16 protein-coding genes are annotated in these 16,770 nt (G+C 69.4%); 10 read left to right on the top strand and 6 right to left on the bottom strand.

The features are described from left to right. Nucleotides 1–9 precede the first annotated feature (9 nt). From IE317_RS17500 to IE317_RS17485, 4 genes are read right to left on the bottom strand one after another with little or no spacing between them, the layout of a single operon-like run. A complete protein-coding gene (locus tag IE317_RS17500) occupies nt 10–1,170 on the bottom strand; it encodes an acyl-CoA dehydrogenase family protein (protein ID WP_191311289.1) in 1,161 nt (386 codons plus the stop codon). 11 nt (nt 1,171–1,181) lie between these two features. Continuing rightward, nucleotides 1,182–1,436: an acyl carrier protein gene (locus IE317_RS17495; protein ID WP_191311288.1), complete on the bottom strand. Its 255-nt coding sequence runs from the start codon at nt 1,434–1,436 to the stop codon at nt 1,182–1,184. A gap of 24 nt (nt 1,437–1,460) precedes the next feature. Then, nucleotides 1,461–2,720 carry a pyridoxal phosphate-dependent aminotransferase gene (locus IE317_RS17490; protein ID WP_191311287.1) on the bottom strand — a complete coding sequence of 420 codons (1,260 nt, stop codon included), beginning with the start codon at nt 2,718–2,720 and terminating at the stop codon, nt 1,461–1,463. Further along, nucleotides 2,717–4,057 carry a KamA family radical SAM protein gene (locus IE317_RS17485; RefSeq protein ID WP_191311286.1) on the bottom strand — a complete coding sequence of 447 codons (1,341 nt, stop codon included), beginning with the start codon at nt 4,055–4,057 and terminating at the stop codon, nt 2,717–2,719. The genes IE317_RS17490 and IE317_RS17485 overlap by 4 nt, the downstream gene beginning before the upstream one ends. 199 nt (nt 4,058–4,256) lie before the next feature. Between IE317_RS17485 and IE317_RS17480 the strand changes: the two genes are divergently transcribed. The 4 genes from IE317_RS17480 (at nt 4,257) to IE317_RS17465 (ending at nt 8,294) form a co-directional block, all read left to right on the top strand. After that, nucleotides 4,257–5,123, top strand: coding sequence for a hypothetical protein (locus tag IE317_RS17480; RefSeq protein ID WP_191311285.1), 867 nt, complete (start codon nt 4,257–4,259; stop codon nt 5,121–5,123). Further along, nucleotides 5,120–6,193, top strand: a complete 1,074-nt coding sequence (locus tag IE317_RS17475) for an acyl-CoA dehydrogenase family protein (RefSeq protein WP_191311284.1) — start codon at nt 5,120–5,122, stop codon at nt 6,191–6,193. The genes IE317_RS17480 and IE317_RS17475 overlap by 4 nt, the downstream gene beginning before the upstream one ends. 62 nt (nt 6,194–6,255) lie before the next feature. After that, on the top strand, nt 6,256–6,732 hold the full coding sequence (locus IE317_RS17470; RefSeq protein ID WP_191311283.1) for a flavin reductase family protein: 477 nt from the start codon (nt 6,256–6,258) through the stop codon (nt 6,730–6,732). Beyond that, entirely contained in the window at nt 6,729–8,294 is a 1,566-nt protein-coding gene (locus tag IE317_RS17465) for an AMP-binding protein (protein WP_229902763.1), read from the top strand. The genes IE317_RS17470 and IE317_RS17465 overlap by 4 nt, the downstream gene beginning before the upstream one ends. Nucleotides 8,295–8,298: 4 nt before the next feature. Here the strand turns inward: IE317_RS17465 and IE317_RS17460 are convergent, their stop codons facing one another. Beyond that, the gene (locus IE317_RS17460) at nt 8,299–9,216 is read right to left on the bottom strand and encodes a LysR family transcriptional regulator (protein ID WP_191311282.1); all 918 of its coding nucleotides are present in this window, start codon (nt 9,214–9,216) and stop codon (nt 8,299–8,301) included. 42 nt (nt 9,217–9,258) lie between these two features. Beyond that, nucleotides 9,259–9,504 carry an acyl carrier protein gene (locus tag IE317_RS17455; protein WP_229902762.1) on the bottom strand — a complete coding sequence of 82 codons (246 nt, stop codon included), beginning with the start codon at nt 9,502–9,504 and terminating at the stop codon, nt 9,259–9,261. A gap of 29 nt (nt 9,505–9,533) precedes the next feature. Between IE317_RS17455 and IE317_RS17450 the strand changes: the two genes are divergently transcribed. From IE317_RS17450 to IE317_RS17425, 6 genes are all read left to right on the top strand, one after another. After that, nucleotides 9,534–10,673: an NAD-dependent epimerase/dehydratase family protein gene (locus tag IE317_RS17450; protein WP_229902761.1), complete on the top strand. Its 1,140-nt coding sequence runs from the start codon at nt 9,534–9,536 to the stop codon at nt 10,671–10,673. Then, complete coding sequence (locus IE317_RS17445) at nt 10,667–11,968, top strand: DegT/DnrJ/EryC1/StrS family aminotransferase (RefSeq protein WP_191311280.1); 1,302 nt, start codon at nt 10,667–10,669, stop codon at nt 11,966–11,968. Before IE317_RS17450 ends, IE317_RS17445 begins: the two co-directional genes overlap by 7 nt. A gap of 14 nt (nt 11,969–11,982) precedes the next feature. Further along, nucleotides 11,983–13,407 (top strand): serine hydrolase domain-containing protein, encoded by a 1,425-nt coding sequence (locus tag IE317_RS17440; protein WP_268246877.1) that lies wholly within the window; start codon nt 11,983–11,985, stop codon nt 13,405–13,407. Nucleotides 13,408–13,593: 186 nt separating this feature from the next. Continuing rightward, nucleotides 13,594–14,571: a LuxR C-terminal-related transcriptional regulator gene (locus IE317_RS17435; RefSeq protein WP_191311276.1), complete on the top strand. Its 978-nt coding sequence runs from the start codon at nt 13,594–13,596 to the stop codon at nt 14,569–14,571. A 39-nt stretch (nt 14,572–14,610) separates the two neighbouring features. Further along, on the top strand, nt 14,611–15,999 hold the full coding sequence (locus IE317_RS17430; protein ID WP_191311274.1) for an MFS transporter: 1,389 nt from the start codon (nt 14,611–14,613) through the stop codon (nt 15,997–15,999). After that, nucleotides 15,996–16,763 (top strand): class I SAM-dependent methyltransferase, encoded by a 768-nt coding sequence (locus IE317_RS17425; protein ID WP_191311272.1) that lies wholly within the window; start codon nt 15,996–15,998, stop codon nt 16,761–16,763. Before IE317_RS17430 ends, IE317_RS17425 begins: the two co-directional genes overlap by 4 nt. The last annotated feature ends 7 nt before the right edge of the window (nt 16,764–16,770 follow it).

Raw genomic sequence — 16,770 nt, 5'->3', positions numbered from 1 at the left:
CCCCGGCCGCTAGACATGCTGGACGTCCCGGTCCATCAAGACGAGGGCACCACCGGCCGCGTGCAGCCGGTCGTTGCTGTAGTTCAGCGTAGCGGACCTCAGGTCACGCAGCGCTCGCTCGAGCCGCAGCGCGGAGTCCCGCAGGTAGCCGTGCCGCAACCCCACCAGCTCCACCAGCTCGTCCACCGCGGCCAAGCACTGCTCCGAGCTCGTGATCTTCACCGCGTTGAGCAGCAACTGCGATGGCGACTCGACGACGTCGTCCGGGCGAGCGAGCCAGACCTGGCTCGCGTGCTGGATCAGGGCGTGCACGGTGTCCAGCCGCTGCCGCACGCGGGACAGCCTGCGCAGCAGCAGGTCCGAACTAAGGTTCCGGCGGCCCCGCTCGGCGCGCAGGAGCCGGACAGTGCGGGCCAGCGCGCCGTCGGCCGTCCCCAGCCAGCACGACGCCCAGCCCAGGTGCGCCAGTGGTCCGAAGGTGCGCAACGCGATCTCGCGGAACTGCCCGTGCGCTCCGACCACCTGGCGGTCCGGGAGCTCGCCGACGATCTTCATCGGAACGCTGTGCGTCGCCCGCATCCCCATCGGCTGCCACGGCCCGGTCACCACGGCCTCGACCTGGGACCGGTCCGCGTAAACGAGGGACACCGCCGCGGGGGAAGCGGAATCCGGTGCGCGCATGGTGATGAGGAACCCGTCCGCGTACGCGCCACCGGTCACCACCGGCGCGAAGCGCTCCACGCGCAGCACCGACCGATCGCGCACGAGTTCCGAGTCCGAGGACAGGAGGTGCCCGCCGCTGCCGGCCTCGGTGGTCACCGAGGCGAGGTAGACCGCCCCACTCGACACCCGGGGCAGCACGTCGGCCCGCAGTTGCTCGCTCCCGTGATCGACGACGGCGGCGACCTGCTGGCAGTGCATCGCGAAGATCATGCCGACCGACATGCATTCCCTCGACAGCGCACCAGCAACCGCGAGCAGGTCCGGCACCGATTTGCCCATGCCGCCGTACTCGCGCGGCACCGTGAGGCCGAGGAGCCGGGTGCGGCGCAACGCGTCGAGTGCCGCCACCGGGAAGGCCGCGTCCCGGTCGGTGGCCTCCGCGTGTTCCCGGGCCGTCGCGGCGACCTCCGCGACCAGATCCGTCACTTCTTCAGTTCTCGTGAGCACGCCTGCTCCTTTCACGTATTCGCCGCAGCCGCTGTTCGCTCGAACAGACGGCACAACCGGGTGACGTGGCCGAGATTGGCCGGCGTCAGATCGTGCGCATCGAGCTCGACACCCAGCCGCTGTTCCAGCCGTTCGGCGATCTCGATCATGCTGAAGGAGTCGAACGTCGGCAGCGCGGCCAGCGAGTCGCCGACGGACTCGGAGTCGATCGCGAGGACCGCGGCGACGGTGTCGACGACTATCGCGTGCAGCTCGTGTGGTGCCACGGTGTCTCCTTGCTGTCCGGCCCCTCAGGACGCCAACTTGCGGAAGCTGTAGCCGATCCGGTCGAGCAGATCGCTGATGTGCGGCAACCGGAGCGGTTCCGCCGACGACAAGGCCTCCCACTGCTGGTCGGGTGTGTCGCCGTAGAGCATCGCGGTGGCGGCCTTGAACCGGAGTGCTCCGGGGGCGTCACCGAGCAGGTGACCGGCGAGCACCGCGATGCCGTACTCGTCGAGCAGGTACCGCTGGAGCGAGGCGGAGTCAGTGACGCCGCGTGAGAAGAGGCGTTCGCGCAACGGCTCGAAGTCCGGGTAGACGTAGAAGCCGGCGGTCGGCGGCCGGCAGGTCGCGCCGGCCTCGACAAGCAGGCCGTGCACCGCGCGCGCCACCGCGCCGTGCAGCCGCGCGCTGGACGCGAGGTGACAGCGCAGCTCCGCGGGCTCGGCGAAGGCGTACTCGGCGACCTGTTGCATCGGCGCCGCCAGGGTCGACCACATCTCACTCGCCGCAGCGAGGAACCGCGCACGGAGCCGGGAGTCGAACTCGCCGACGGGGAATCGCACGGCGCCGATCCGCCACCCTCCGAGTGCGAGGCTCTTGGACAGCCCGGTCGTGACCACGGTGCGCTCGGGCAGCAGCTCGGCAGGTCCGCACCACGGCGTGGTGGCCGGATCGTGCACGAGGTCGCGGTAGATCTCGTCGGAGACGACGAGGAGATCCTCGTCTTCCGCGATGGCGCACAGACTGCGGACGACGTCCGGGGAGGCGCAGGTCCCCGTCGGGTTGTCGGGCAGGGTCAGCACGAGGATCTTCGGGTCGTGACCGGCCGAGCGGGCCGTGCGCAACGCGTCCCGCAGCAGTGCGGGGTCCGGGACACCGCCGCACTCCGCCGGGATCGGCACCCCGATGACCTGTTTGCCGGCCAGCTTCGCTTGCGGGGCGTAGGTGTTCCAGCTGGGGATCGGGATGATCAGGTCCCCCGGCACGACCAGTTGGAGCGCCATCAGGACGGCTTTGCTCCCCGGCGCAACCGCAACCTGCTCTGCGCCGGTCGGCAGTCGCCTGCGGGTGAAGTAGCCCGCCACAGCGGACCTGGGCCCGGCGCGTCCCGCGACCGGCCCGTACGCGTTGCGGGCCGCACTCGACTTCAGGCTGGCGACCAGTTCCGGGGCGGGCGGCAGCCGGGACTCGCCGAAGCCGAGGTGCACGATCGACTCGCCGGCGGCGCGGCGCGTCTCCACCTCTTCGTTCAAAGCCAGGTTGGGTGACATCACGCCGCTGCTCATGCGATGCCCCTCCCCCGGGTGTAGCCGCCGATGGCCGCCCGGATGTCGTCCGGCGTGTCGGCGGTGAGCTCGAGGTCGGACAGCCACGCCGCGTCGCTGCGGTAGGAGGCGCGGAAGGGCCGGGCGACGAGGGACGGGTCGCGGGCCTGCAGCATGCGCAGCTGGAAGAACCGTCCCTCCGGCGTCGCCGTGACGCCGTCGACGATGACCTTCCCCGGCGTGGTCGACATGACCGGGCCGCGGACCGTGCGGGCGAGTCCGGGCAGCCGGCGCCAGGCGTCTTGGAAGATGTCCACCGCAGCGCCCAGCGGGACTTTGAAGTAGTCGTACGGCCCGGTGTCGCGTTCCACGAACAGGTAGTAGGGCACCGCGCCCGCCGCGTGTTGGACCGACCACAGGCGGCGCCACGTCTCGGCGTCGTCGTTGACGTGGGCGACCAGCGGTGCCTGGCAGTAGATCGACGCCCCCGTCGCCCGGATGCGCCTCATGGCCTCGCGCACGACCGGGGTTTCGAGCTCCCGCGGGTGGCTGAAGTGCGCCATCACGGCCAATTGCCGACCGGTGGCGACCACCCGCTCGAACAGCCGCAGGACGTCGTCCGCATCGGCATCGTGCACGTATCGGTGCGGCCAGTAGGCGAGGGACTTCGTGCCGATCCGGATGGTGCGCACGCTGTCGACGCCCAGCACGGGATTGAGGTGGTCGCGCAGCCGATCCGTGGACATCACCATCGGATCTCCGCCGGTGACCAGGACGTCGGTCACCTCCGGGTGACGGCGCAGGTAGCTGACGAGCCGCAGCGGTCCCGGGGCGGCAAAGCGGAGATCGGCGTCACCGACGAACTGGGCCCAGCGGAAGCAATACGTGCAGTACGCGTGGCAGCTCTGGCCCTGGCCGGGGAAGTACAGCACCGTCTCGCGATATTTGTGCTGCATTCCGGGAACCTGCTCACCGTCCAGGCTCGGCACGTTGAGTTCCTTCTGCCCGGACGGGTGCGGGTTGAGGTTGGCGCGGATTCTGCGCACCTCGGCCTTCATCGCCAATTTGGCACCGCCATCGCCCGCGAGTGCGGCCAGACGCCGCTCGTCGACTTCCGGCAGCATTCCGCGCTGCGGGAAGACGAGCCGGAACATCGGATCGTCCGGCACCCGGCGCCAGTCGACCAGCTCGTCGAGTACGTAGTCGTTCACCCGGAACGGAAGGACGTGCGATAGCAGCCGCACGTCCTCACGCAGGTGCGCCGGCAGACCGTAACGCTTCGCGATCTCGTCGAGCTGGCGCGGGCCCTGTGCGCGGAACCGGGAAGCCTCAGCCGAGTGGGCCATCGTCAAGGTCATACGAGTTTCCTCCAGAGCCGTTGAACGAGAACAACGTCGTGCCGACCGAACGGTTCGAAGCGGCGAATTGTCTCGTCCTCCACCGTACGGTGGATTCTGGCGGGAAAATCGGCGGCGGTTCAGATCCTGTTATCGAGCAATAGGTTGCTGCTATCGGAAGAACGACACCGTCCCACGGCCGCGCTCATAGACTCGATTCGTGATGCTGACCACCGAGCAGACAGTGCGAGCCGAGTTGCTCGACTGCGTCCAGTCGAACCTCGCCGTCCTCGCCGACCGTTTCCACGGACCGGACAGCCACCTCGCGCTCGGCGCGACACTCCGCTTCCGGCCTCACCCCGGCGCCGCTGGCCTCCCCACGGTGGAGCCCCCGCTCCTGGACCAGGTCCTCGAGGCCACCAGGCAGCTCGGGTTGGTACGGACCACTACGTGGCACGGCGGCACGCGCGAGCCGCTCCGCGAGCTGTCCGGCCGGCACGGCGTGCTCTACGTCGTGGCCGACTCCTTCGACATGCCCTGGCTCCCGTACTCCGGCCGCCGGCACATGGACCACAGTTTCCTCGTCGAAGCGGACGGCGACCGCGCCACGGTTGTCGACGCCTACTCCAACCACACCCAGTGGGGCAAGGCCGAGCCGGGCCGCTGGACAACCGACTGGTCCACGCTGCCCGCAGCGTCGTTCGTGCTGCTCACCGCCCCTGCCGCCGACGTTCCGATGCCGCTCCCACACGTCGGGACGATGGCCGCCACCGACTACGTCGACGCCTACCGCCGGCATCCCGACCGGCGGACCGCCTTCGAGCGGCTGGCGGTGGAGACCTGGCTGCTGACCCGCGCGCGGAAGCTTCACGTCGCCTACCGGGCCCACCGTGGCGAGCGGGTGACCGACGAGGTCGCGGCGCACCTCGGCCACTGGGACGAACTGGCGGGCCGGGCCTTCCTCGCCATGCGGCGGACGGGCTCCGGACGACCGGCGCCGGAGCAGCTGCTGACGGACGTCGAGACGGCCCTGAACGCCGATCCCGAAGTGTTCGGAGGCACCCGCGAACCGGTGAGCCCGCGATGACCGCGCTCCCCGCCGGCATCCTGCCCGCCGCCGTGGACGGCCGGCTGCTGTGGGCCCGGCTCGGCTTGGCCGACCTGCTCCGCACCGCCTACCACGATGGCGACCCCTCCTGCGGCGTCGACGCGATAGGCCTGCGCGAACTGCTCACCGCGGTGGACTCGGCAGCTCCGGTCGGCACGACGCTCGCGGTCTGCGTCCAGCTCGCGACCGCGCTACCCCTGCTGACGACCGGGGGGCGTGAAGCACGGAGCGTGCTCGCCGACGCCCTCGCCGGCGACACGGTCGTGGCGCTGGGCGCGACGGACGAGCGCGGTGGCTCGAACCTCACCGCGATGGGTACGGAACTGCACCTCGGCGACGACGCCGTGGTGGTCCACGGCACCAAGCGGTGGATCACCAACGCCACCCACTGCGACCACATCCTGGTGCTCGCCAGGCACCGGCCGGGGTCCCACTTCACGAACTTCACCTGGGTGCTCGTGCCGGCCGACGCCCCGGGGGTGCACGTCGAGCCGGCGGACACCGACCTGTTCGCCGGCTCCGGCACCGGGCACGTCCGGCTCGACCACGTGCAGCTCGGAAGGGAGAACCTGGTGGGCGGTCCGGGCCGGGGACTGCTGAACTTCGCCGCGCACATCGCGGTCGAGCGGCTGGCCGGAGCGCTGTGGGGGGTCGCGTTGTGCACCAGGGTCCTCGCCGGGACCCGGCGGGCGCTCACCAGTGCCGGCCGGGAATCACCGTGGCGGCACGACACCGTCCGCCAGCGGTTCGCCACCTGCCTGGTCCTCACCCGGCAACTGCGTGCGCTGACCGACGAACTGGCCAGCCGGGTGACCGACCAGTACGACACCACATCGGCCGCGATGCTCAAGGCCACCGCCGCGATGACCGTCGAAACGGTGACTCGCGAATGTGCGCATCTCCAAGGCGCCGACGGGTTCGCCCGCAGCGGCGCTCAGGCGCTCAGCGCACAGGCCGCGCTGTTCGGGATCGGCGGCGGGACGACCGAGGTGGTCCTGTCCATAGTGAGCGACGCCGCGGACGCGGTGATCGAGGAGCTGATGACGTGATGGTCGTTCCGACGACGCCTCCTGTGCTCCGCCACGCGGACGAGCGCACTTTTCGCCGAACCATGTCCCGGTTCGCGACCTGTGTATCGGTCACCACCGCGCTGGGCGGCGAGGGACCGGTGGGCTGCACCACGACCGCGGTGCTGTCGCTGTCGCTGCGGCCCCCGACCCTGCTCGTGTCGCTGCGCAGCACGGGGCACACGCTCGACGAACTCCTTTCGGCCGGCGTCTTCGCGGTGAACGTGCTGTCGCGCCGGCAGGCGGACCTCGTCGACCGGTTCGCCACCGGCGATCCCCGGCACAGGTTCGACGGGGTGCCGTCCGCACTGTGCGACGGGGCACCCGTTCTGCCCGGCGCGGCCGCCACCGTCGTGTGCCGGGTGCGGGAGGCGATGACGGTCCTCGACCACACGCTGCTCGTCGGCACCGCGTTGAGTACCCGGATTTGCCCGGCACCACCCCTGGTGCTGCTGGACGGACGGCCCCACACCGCCGCCGCAGCCCCGCCGACCACGACCACCGAAGGACGAAACCCATGACCACCGCCATCCAGCACCGGCCGGCCGAACGCATGGACGAGTTCCTGCTGGCCGCCGCCGGCACCACACCGGACCGGCCCGCTGTCATCGAATACACGGGCGATCGGAGCCCGCGAGCCGTCTCCTACCGCGAGCTCGCAGCCTTGGCCGAGCGCTACGCGGCCGACCTCGCCGAGCTGGGGCTCGACATCGGTGACCGGGTCGTGGTGGAGTCGGACACCTCGGCGTCCGCCATCGCGATGCTGATCGCCTGCGGGCGACGTGGCTTGCCGTTCGTCCCGATCAGTCCCGAAACACCGGCAACGCGCGTGCTGGCCATCGTCGCCGAATGCGCGCCGGCGCTGTGCCTGCGGGCGTCGGAGCAGGAGCGGGTGGCGGTCCCGTCGCGGATCGGCGTCGGGCGGTTCGGCCCGGAAGGCCTGGACGTCGAGCGCCGTCCTGCGCCGCGAACCCGGCAGCGGCAGCAACTCACCACCTGCGACACGGCGTACATCATCTTCACGTCCGGCACCACCGGACGCCCCAAAGGCGTGGTCATGAGCCATCGCGCGGTGGTCGCTTTCTACCTCGCCATGGCGGCGGAAGGCATCGTCGGCCCCACCGACCGGGTGGCGAGCACATCGCCTCTGCAGTTCGACTTCTCGCTGCTGGACATCGGCCTGGCGCTCGGCAGCGGCGCGGCCGTCGTACCGGTGCCGCGTGCCTTGCTGCGCTGGCCGAGGCGCTTCGTCCGCGTGCTCGGCGACACCGGTGCCACCCAGGTGAACGGCGTGCCGTCGATCTGGCGCCAGGCGTTGCGGCACACACCCGAGGCACTGCGCGCGCTCGATCACCTTCGCGGCATCCTCTTCTGCGGTGAAGAGTTCCCCCACCAGGAACTGCGCAGGCTCACCGAACTGCTACCCGGCGCGCGGTTCGTCAACTGCTACGGGAGCACCGAGTCGATGGCGTGTTCATTCGCTGACGTGCCGAAGCCGCTGCCGACCGACCCGGGGCCCCTGTCCATCGGCCGGGGCCACAAGGGCGCGGAACTGCTGATCGTGGACGAGTCGGGACAGCCGATCGGCGAAACCGGCGTCGTGGGTGCGCTGCACCTGCGCAGCCCTGCGTTGTTCACCGGGTACTGGGCCGACGAGGCAGCTACCGACGCCGCGCTCGTGCCGGACCCGCACGACCGCAGGGCGGGCCAGAAAGTGCTCCGCACCGGCGATCTCGCCTATCGGGACGCGACGGGCGACCTGCACTTCTGCGGGCGGACCGACGCACAGGTCCAGATCCGCGGCAACCGTGTCGAACTCGGAGAGGTGGAGCGCAAGCTGATGGACTTCGGCGGAGTCGAAACCGCGGCCGTGATCGGGCAGCAGCTCGACGGCGAAACCGGACTCGTCGCATTCGTGGTGCCGGCTACGGGCGTGGAGCTGGACGAGCGTGGACTGCGGTCCTTCTGCACGAGGACGCTGCCCGGCTACATGGTGCCGGAACGGGTTCAGGTGGTGAGCGACCTGCCGGTCACCACGAACGGCAAGGTGAGCCGGGAGGCTCTGATGGAGCGGACCGGCTGACGTACTACCTCGGCACGGGGATCCTTTCGGCGACCTGCTCCCGCACGACCTGCACCGCGGCCGACACCAGCGCGTCGAGTGCGGTGTTGGGACCGCGGTCGCGCCGCCACACCACTTGGGTGAACGACTTGAACGACGGTGTCCAGTCGATCTCGTGGAGCCTCCCGTCCGCCAGCTCCCGCCGGACAGCCGCAGCCGGCAGCAGCGCGATACCGACACCGTTGGCGACACTGCGTTTCGTGGCCTCGATCGAGTCGAGCTCGAACAGCCGGGGACGGTTCGCCGTCTCTTCGAGGCCGATCGTGCGTTCGAACCGCTCGTGGTATTGGGCGGCGTTGTCGGCGCGGACGAGGGTCGCCGCCCGGAGGTCCTCGTCGGTCACCGGTGTCCGCCGAGCGAGCGCGTGGTCGGCCCCGCCGACGAGCACCAGCGACTCCGGGCACAGCACCCGGCTGTCGAGATCCTCCCGGTCGTGGATGACGTCCACGACGAAGGCGCAGTCGAGCTTGCCGTCCCGCACGGCGCCGGCCGCGTCGCCGTCTGCGGGATTGCTCATCGAGATCTGCACTTCCGGGTACCGCAGGTACAAGTACTCGATCAGCGGCAGCAACCGGTGTGTCGTCAGGAAGTCGATCGTCCCGATGCGCACCCGGCCGTGCGGGCGCCCCTCCGAGTCGATCGCGGTTCGCGCCCGGGCGGTCAGGGCGACGATCTCCCTCGCGTAAGGGAGGAGTTCCGCGCCGGCGGGCGTCGGTCTGATCCCGCTGTGCCGGCGTTCGAGAAGCCGGACGCCCACGTCGTGTTCGAGTGCCTTGATGCGGCCCGTGACGCTGGGCTGGGAAAGCTGCAACCTCGCCGCGGCCCGCGTGAAGCTTCCCACGTCGACGACGGTGACGAATGCTTCGAGCTGAGGTGATTCCATGGATTGCCCGTCCCCTCTTCCGTTGCCGTCGCGGCCGGCGCGCTAGGCACCGACCGCGATCGCGACGACCGCGTAAAGCGATCGCGGTGTTGCGAAGGTTTCGGCCGTGAGCGCTTCGTCGGGGAGGGTGACCTCATAGCTGTCCTCCAGATCGAACAACAGCTCGACCGACCGCATGGAATCCAGTCCCAGGCCGTGCAACGAGGAGTCCGGCTCGAGCATCCCTTCCGAAGGCAGGTACCGGAGATGCCGGCGCAGGATCGATTCGAACTTGGCGTCGTACGACACGGCGGTCCTCCAACGGGTTGGCGAGTGAAGTGGTTGCGGTTTCCAGCCAAGTACGCCCCCACCGCCCGTTCAATCCGGTGTCCACAACGTGCCTGCCCGGGCATTGGCACGAAGTGGGCAGCGCATTGTTCGCCGGCGCCGGGAGCGGGCACGGTTGTTCCATGCCAACACGGATAAGTGAACTGTCGAGCTACCAACACATCGCGGTCACGGGTGGTCTCGGGTTCGTCGGCCGGCACCTCGTCCGGACGCTGGCCGCACTGGGCAACCGGGTGTCGATTGTGGACGCCGCGGCACCGGACGACACCACACTCCCCTGCCCGATCAGAACAGTCGACCTGCGGGACGCGCGACAGACCCTGCGCGCGCTCTCGGACGTGGACCTTGTCTTCCACCTCGCCGGCAACGCCAGTGGGACGACATCGGTGGACCGGCCGAGGTTCGACTTCGAGTCCAACGCCGTCACCACGTTCAACGTGGCCGAGGCCCTGCTGAACACCAAAGCCCGGCTGGTCTACCTGTCCACGGCGATGGTCTACGGAGAGCCGCAGACGGTTCCCGTCCGGGAGGACCACCAGCTGTCGCCGTTCCTGCCGTACGGAGCGTCCAAGCTGGCGGGCGAGGCGGCCGTTCGGGCGTTCGTGCGCACCCACGGCCTGTCGGCGGTGATCGCCAGGGCCTTCACCATCTACGGGCCGGGCGAGAACCCGCACCGCGCAGGCGGCGAAGTTTCCCAGTACCTGCGTTGGCACCTCAACGCGCTGCCGATCCGGGTGGTCGGCGATCTCGACCACAAGACCCGCGATTTCGTGCACGTCGCCGACCTGGTCCGTGGTCTGATCGTGGCCGCAGACCGGAGCGAGGCCGGTCGGGTGGTCAACATCGGCTCCGGTCGGGAGTTTTCGCTGCGCCGGCTGATCGACGCCATCGGCGAGGCGACCGGCCGCCGCCCCGAGATCGAAGTGGTCGCAAGCATCAGCGACGACAGCTACCGCATGGTGGCCGACACCGCGGAGCTGCGCGCGCTGGGGTACCAGCCCCAGGTGGAGCTGGTGGACGGCATTCGCGCTCTGGCGGCCGAACTCGGCCCGGACCCGGTCCTCCCGACCGTCGACACCATCTTCCGGCCCGAGCAGCGGTCGCGGCAGGAAGAGGAGGTCGCATGCTAGCGATCAACGGCGGCACTCCGGTCCTCGACGAGAACGCCATCGCACCCTGGCCTGAGGTGACCGACGCCGACCGCGAAGCGGTGCTACGCGCCCTTGACCGCTCGACGCCGTGGCGTTGGCCCATGACCGACGTTCAGGAGCTCGAGGCGGCTTGGGCCGAACACACCGGTTCGCGATTCGCCGTGGCGGCGAACTCCGGCACCGCCGCACTGCACATGGCCGTTGCCGCGACGACGATCGGCCCCGGCGACGAGGTGCTGGTGCCCGCCGACACCTTCCTCGCGTCGGCGACCTGCGTGCTGCAGGCCAACGCGGTACCGGTCTTCGTCGACGTGGACCCGGTGACCTACACCATCGACCCCTCCGAGATCGAGCGCCACATCACCCCGCGCACGCGCGCCATCATCGCGGTCGACCTCAACGGCCTGCCCGCCGACTACGACGCACTGCACGCGATCGCCCGCAAGCACAACCTGATCATCGTCGAGGACGGCGCACAAGCGCACGGTGCCACCTACCGAGGCCGGGCGGTGGGTTCGCTCGGTGACCTCGCCGGCTGCAGCCTCAACGGGTCCAAGTGCCTCTCGGCGCTCTCCGAAGGCGGGCTGTTCACCACGAACAACGAGGAGTGGCACCAGAACGCGCTCCGCGTGCTCATGTTCGGCGACGAAATCCGCGGCAAGACGAGGGCCTACAACGCCAGGATCATGGGCTGGAACTACCGGTTGCACTCGCTCGCAGCAGCCTTCGCGCGGTCTCAGCTGGAACGCCTCCCCGCCATGTCGGAGGTGCGCTCCGAGAACGGGAACTACCTCGCCAAGTCGCTCACGGACGTACCAGGGGTGCGCCCGCCGACCGTGCCGGAGGGAAGCACCCACGTGTACTTCTTCTTCCCGCTGATGGTCGAGCCCGAAGCCCTCGGTCTCGACGTGCCGGTCGATGCCTTCCGGTGCGCGGTGAAGGCTGCGATGCGGGCCGAAGGCGTGCCGCTCGACGAGTGGCAGCGGATGCCGGTGCCGGGGCAGACCCTGTTCCAGGAGATGCGGGGCTACGGACGGGGATGTCCGTGGACCTGCGGTCACGCCGCTCAGGGCACCCGGTACGACCCCGACGCGTACCCGGTGACGAGGGACATCTGCCGGCGCAGACTCGTGCTGGGATCCAGCACGAGCTCGTTTGGGCCACCCAACGGGGTCGACTTGATGAACGGCTACGCGGAGGCCTTCCACAAGGTTCTCGTCGAGCACCGCGCCGAGCTGGCCGAGCTGACCACGCGGTTCGCCACGGCGCACTGACGAAGGAGGCCACGATGACATCGACGAAGACGCGCTCGTTCGACCTCACCCGCTGGGCACCGTGGATCGAGGCGGAGATGGCGCAGCGGGGCGTGCCGGGCCTGGCGGTCGCGGTGGTGGCCGGCGATGCGCCCACGGTGTCCGTGGGGTTCGGGGTGACAGCCGTCGACGAGGGGCAGCTGGTCACCGGTGACACCCTGTTCCGGCTGGCCTCGGTCAGCAAGGTCGTCACCACGATCGCGCTGCTGCGGCTGGTCGAGCAGGGCCACCTGGAGCTGGATCGGCCGATCCGCCACTACCTGCCGGAGTTGCGGCTGCGTCGGCAGGCGAACACCGAACGCGTGACGCTCCGGATGTTGCTCAGCCACACCTCCGGGCTGTCCGAGGGCGCCATCGAGCGCCCGTGGCGGACCGAGCGCCGGGCGCCGGAAGGCCTGGCCGCCTTCGTCGAGGAGGATCTACCCCGCTGTCCGCTGGTGGGTGGACCCGGCGAGATGTACTTCTACAGCAACCTCGCGTTCAACCTGGCCGGCAGAGCTGCCGAAGTGGTCACGGGCGTGCCGTTCGCGCGCCTGTTGACCGAGCAAGCGCTCGAACCGCTCGGCCTGGCACGCACGGTGCTCGATCCGACGGTGGCGATGACCTATCCGCTGGCGCAACGGCATCGGACCGGTCCCGACGGCCGGGTCGTCGTCCGGCACGACGGTGGCGACGACACCGGCTTTCACCCCGCTGGGTACGTGTTTTCGACCGCCTCCGACATGAGCCGGGTGATGCGCATGCTGCTGGGGCGCGGCCGGCTCGACGGCCGACGGGTGCTGCAGCCCGGGACGGTCGAAGCCATGTGGTCGCCGCAGGCGGACGTGCGGCTCAGCCGGGGCCTGCACTACGGGCTGGCCTCCCTGATCGAGCCTGATTACAAGGGCGTTCGACGGATCGGGCACGAGGGTGTGCTGCGCGGGTACTGCGCGAAGCTGACCTTCGCTCCCGACCAGGGCGTCGGCGTTGTCGTTCTCTACAACCACGAGTACAACGAGCAGCCGCGGTTCTTCACCACCCGCGATCGCATCGTTGACCGGGTTTTCGACGAGCTGCTCGGCCTGCCGCCTGGGCCGGTGCACCCGCCCACGACGCCGGTGACCTCAGCAGAGGCCGCGCGCGTCGCCGGGCGATACGCCAAGGTTCTCGGTCCGGTGGTGGCCGAACTCGTCGCGAATGGCACGGACCTGCTCCTGCGGTACGACGGCCGGACGGTGCCGTTGCGCGCCGCCGGACCAGGGCTGTTCGCCGGCCCGCCGACCGACGAGGACCTCGGAGCGCTGCCGTGGCCGAGAACGCCCTACGTCATCGACGACCACGTGTCGGTCGGCGTAGCGTCGGCAGACGGTACGCCCGACCTGATCACCGTCAACGGCCAGCCGTACCGCCGTATCGTGTGAAATGACGCGCAGCGGATTCACCGGAGCGTCACCCTTACCCAATTGCCCTCGAACTAAACATCGCCGCTATTCGTTGCAGGTCGATGCGGATCTTGCTACCGTGGACAAAGGCGACCATCATGATCACTTTAATCCTGATCAATGGAGTGCAGTAGGGTAGCAAGATCCGGGGTGGGGGCGACTCTCTTGCGCAAGGATATCGGACTCTCCAGAGTTGATTTCGACGTCTACCGCTTCGTGGCCAGCCATTTGAGATGCACCATGAACGACGCGGCGGATGCCATCGACGAACCGGGCGAAATCGTGCGGCGAAGCTTGCGCAGGCTATCGGAAATGGGTCTCGTGGTAGGCGAAGAGGAGTCCGAGATTCAAATATCTCCGGGCGGCCCCGAACTCGTCTTCGAGATACTCCAGGAGCAGATAGAGCACGAGTACCTGAACCGCCGCCGGGCAGCCGCAGATCTTCGCCAGGACTTGACCCGCATCCTCGGGGAGTGCCTTCTCTCCGACTCCCCTGCCAGCGGTCCGCCCATCGAGGAGTTCTCCACGAGGAAGGCCGCCCAGGTCAAGCTGCTGGAGCTGGCCAGCCACGCCCGTGAAGAGGTGCTCAGGATGTGGACGCACGTGCCGGAGTCCATGTCCCGCGTGGCCGACGACGAGATGGTGATCGGTCGTGCCGTCCGCCGCGGAATCGGTGTCCGCATCATTTGCCCGACGGCGTTCGCCGGACGCGAGGTGACGCAGCGCCTCGCCACCGTGAACGGCGCGACCGTGCGTACCGTGGTGGACCCCCCGATCGAACTGCACGTGTTCGATCGGCGGGTCGCCGTGATCGTCGCGACCACGCCACGCGAGACCGTCACCACTTCGTTCCTCGTGCGCGGACAGCCGTTGACCCGGGTTTTGCACAGCGTTTTCGAAACCTGGTGGATCCACGGGCAGGAAACCTGCGCCGTCACCGACGAGCAGCAGACCGATCTCACCGGCGAGGATCAGGCGCTGTTGCAGTTGCTCGCCAAAGGGGTGAAAGACGAGAATGCCGCTCGGCAGCTGGGTTGTTCGGTGCGTACCGTGCGGCGCAAGGTCTCCGAACTGCTCGACAAACTGGATTCCGTCAGCCGGTTCCAGGCCGGTGTCCACGCGGCCCACCGCCAGTGGGTCTGACGCTCCGCCGGCGACCGACCATCGGGGTATCGGGAAGCGATGACGACGACTTCGACGCAACGGGACGGAAACCGCGCCAAAGCCGGCCTGCTCGTGGTGTGTGCCGCGCACTTCCTCATCGGTGCGGACGGTCTGGCCGTGGCCATCACGATGCCGCACGTGCAGCAGACGTTCGCGGCCGAGGCGATCGACACGCAGTGGGTGCTGACCGGTTACGGCGTGGTCTTCGGGGGTTTGATCTTGGTCGGCGGCCGGCTCGGTGACCTGTACGGACGCCGGTTGCTGCTCACCGGCGGAATGCTGGTCTTCGCCATCGGCTCGTCGGTAGCCGGCTTGGCTCCTGCACTGGGCTGGCTGGTCGCGGGCCGCCTCCTGCAGGGGCTGGGTGCCGCAGCCGCGGTGCCGGCGGCACTCGCGCTGATCGGGAGCATGTATCCGCCCGGCCCCGCGCGGGCCCGCGCGTTGTCGCTGCTGGCGGCCATGACCACGATCGGCGTCATGAGCGGGCTCGTCATCGGCGGCGCGGTCATCGACGGATTCGGCTGGCGCTGGCTCTTCCTGGGGATGACGGTACCGTCGATCATCGCCGGAGCCACCGTCCCGTTGGTGTTGCCCGAGACCGGCCGGCAGCGCATCCGGCTCGACCTCGGCGGAGCCGTGCTCGCGAGCACCGGGCTCGGCGCGGTCCTGTACGGCCTGGTCGGCGTCGAACAGGACGGCATCGGCGCGTCACGCCCGCTGCTGTCACTGCTCGCGGGCGTGCTGCTGCTCGGCGGGTTCGTCCTCCGGGAGCGCCGGGCGCCGGCCCCGCTGCTCCGGTTCGATATCCTCCGCGTGCGCAGCTTGCGGGCCGGCTCCCTGGGCATCGGCGCCAATGGCGTCGCCTTCACCTCGATCGTCTTCGCCGGCACCCTGTACCTGCAGAACGGACTGGGGTACAGCGCGCTGCACGCGGCCTTCGCCATCCTCCCCATCGACGCCGTCGCGTTCACGATCGCGCTCGTGGCGAGGCCAGTCGCCAGGTACTCCCCCCGTGCGATGTTGGCGGTGTGCTTCGCACTCACCGCGGTATCCCTGCTCTGGCTGGCCCGCTGCCCCGTCCCCGCCAACTACTTCGTTGACCTGCTGCCACCAATGGTGGTGCTCGGGGTGGCCCTGACCATCGTTTTCGTCGTCACCACCCAGCAGGCCGTCGCCGACGTCGAGCCCGAAGACAAGGGCCTGGCCTCGGGGATCTACGAAACGGCCAACCACCTTTCCGGCGGTGCGATCGGCGTCGCCGTCTACGCGGCCGTCGTATCGGCGGTCGCCTCCGACGCACACGACCCGGCCGGTTACCGCGCCGCCTTCCTCGTGGCGACGGCCATGGTCGTCGTGCTGGGCGTGGCTGCCGTGTCCCAGTCGACACCGAGAGGGAAGCTTCGATGACGACCACCGCGTACCCCCTGCGCCGCCGGCGCCTGCGCTGGCAGGAGTTCTGGGCCACGAAAACGATCCCGCTGCACACCGACGAAAGCGAGACCGGCTACCGGTTGCTCGCCGCCGAACTCCGGCTCCTGTTCCCGGAGCCACCGGTCGGCAGGGTGCTCGACATCGGCTGCGGCAACGGCGCGATGTTCCGGCACCTCGGTTTCCACCAGGTACGCCGGTACCTCGGCATAGACTTCTCATCCGCCATGGTGGCCGAGTTCCACGCACGCTTTCCCCAAGCAGAGCTCCTCGCGGCGGACGGATCCACCTTCCGCGCGGCCGAGACGTTCGACCTCGTCTTCTCGAGCCACGTCGTCCAGTACTGGGATCGACGCCAGCTCACCGACCACCTCGCGGCCGCGCGCTCGATGATCGCTGACGACGGCTTGGTCGTCGTCAGCGGCTTTCCGTGGGCCCGCATGCGCTGGGCCCAGGCCAGGGGCGACCTGAGCGGCGGAGTGGAGAACGGCCTCCACCGACGACGTCTCCCGGCGACGATGCTGAACTACGCCCACGAACTGATCGCCCCCCGGATCGGTCATTGGTACGACTTCCCCGAACTCCGGCGAATTGCGGCGGCCAACGACTTTTCCGTCAGCTTCCGAGGTAGCGGCTATTACCCGTACCGCTTCCACGCGATCTTCACCCCTACGTCCGGCAGACGCCCATTAGCTCACGCTCGTGCCCGCGAGCTAACGTGCAAGGCTGAGGAGGTGCCGTAGCACGGCA

The organism is Amycolatopsis bullii (genome assembly GCF_014654205.1).
Taxonomy (GTDB): domain Bacteria; phylum Actinomycetota; class Actinomycetes; order Mycobacteriales; family Pseudonocardiaceae; genus Amycolatopsis; species Amycolatopsis plumensis.
Note: the sequence above shows the minus strand (reverse complement) of the source record. Positions and strands in the feature narration are given on the sequence as shown.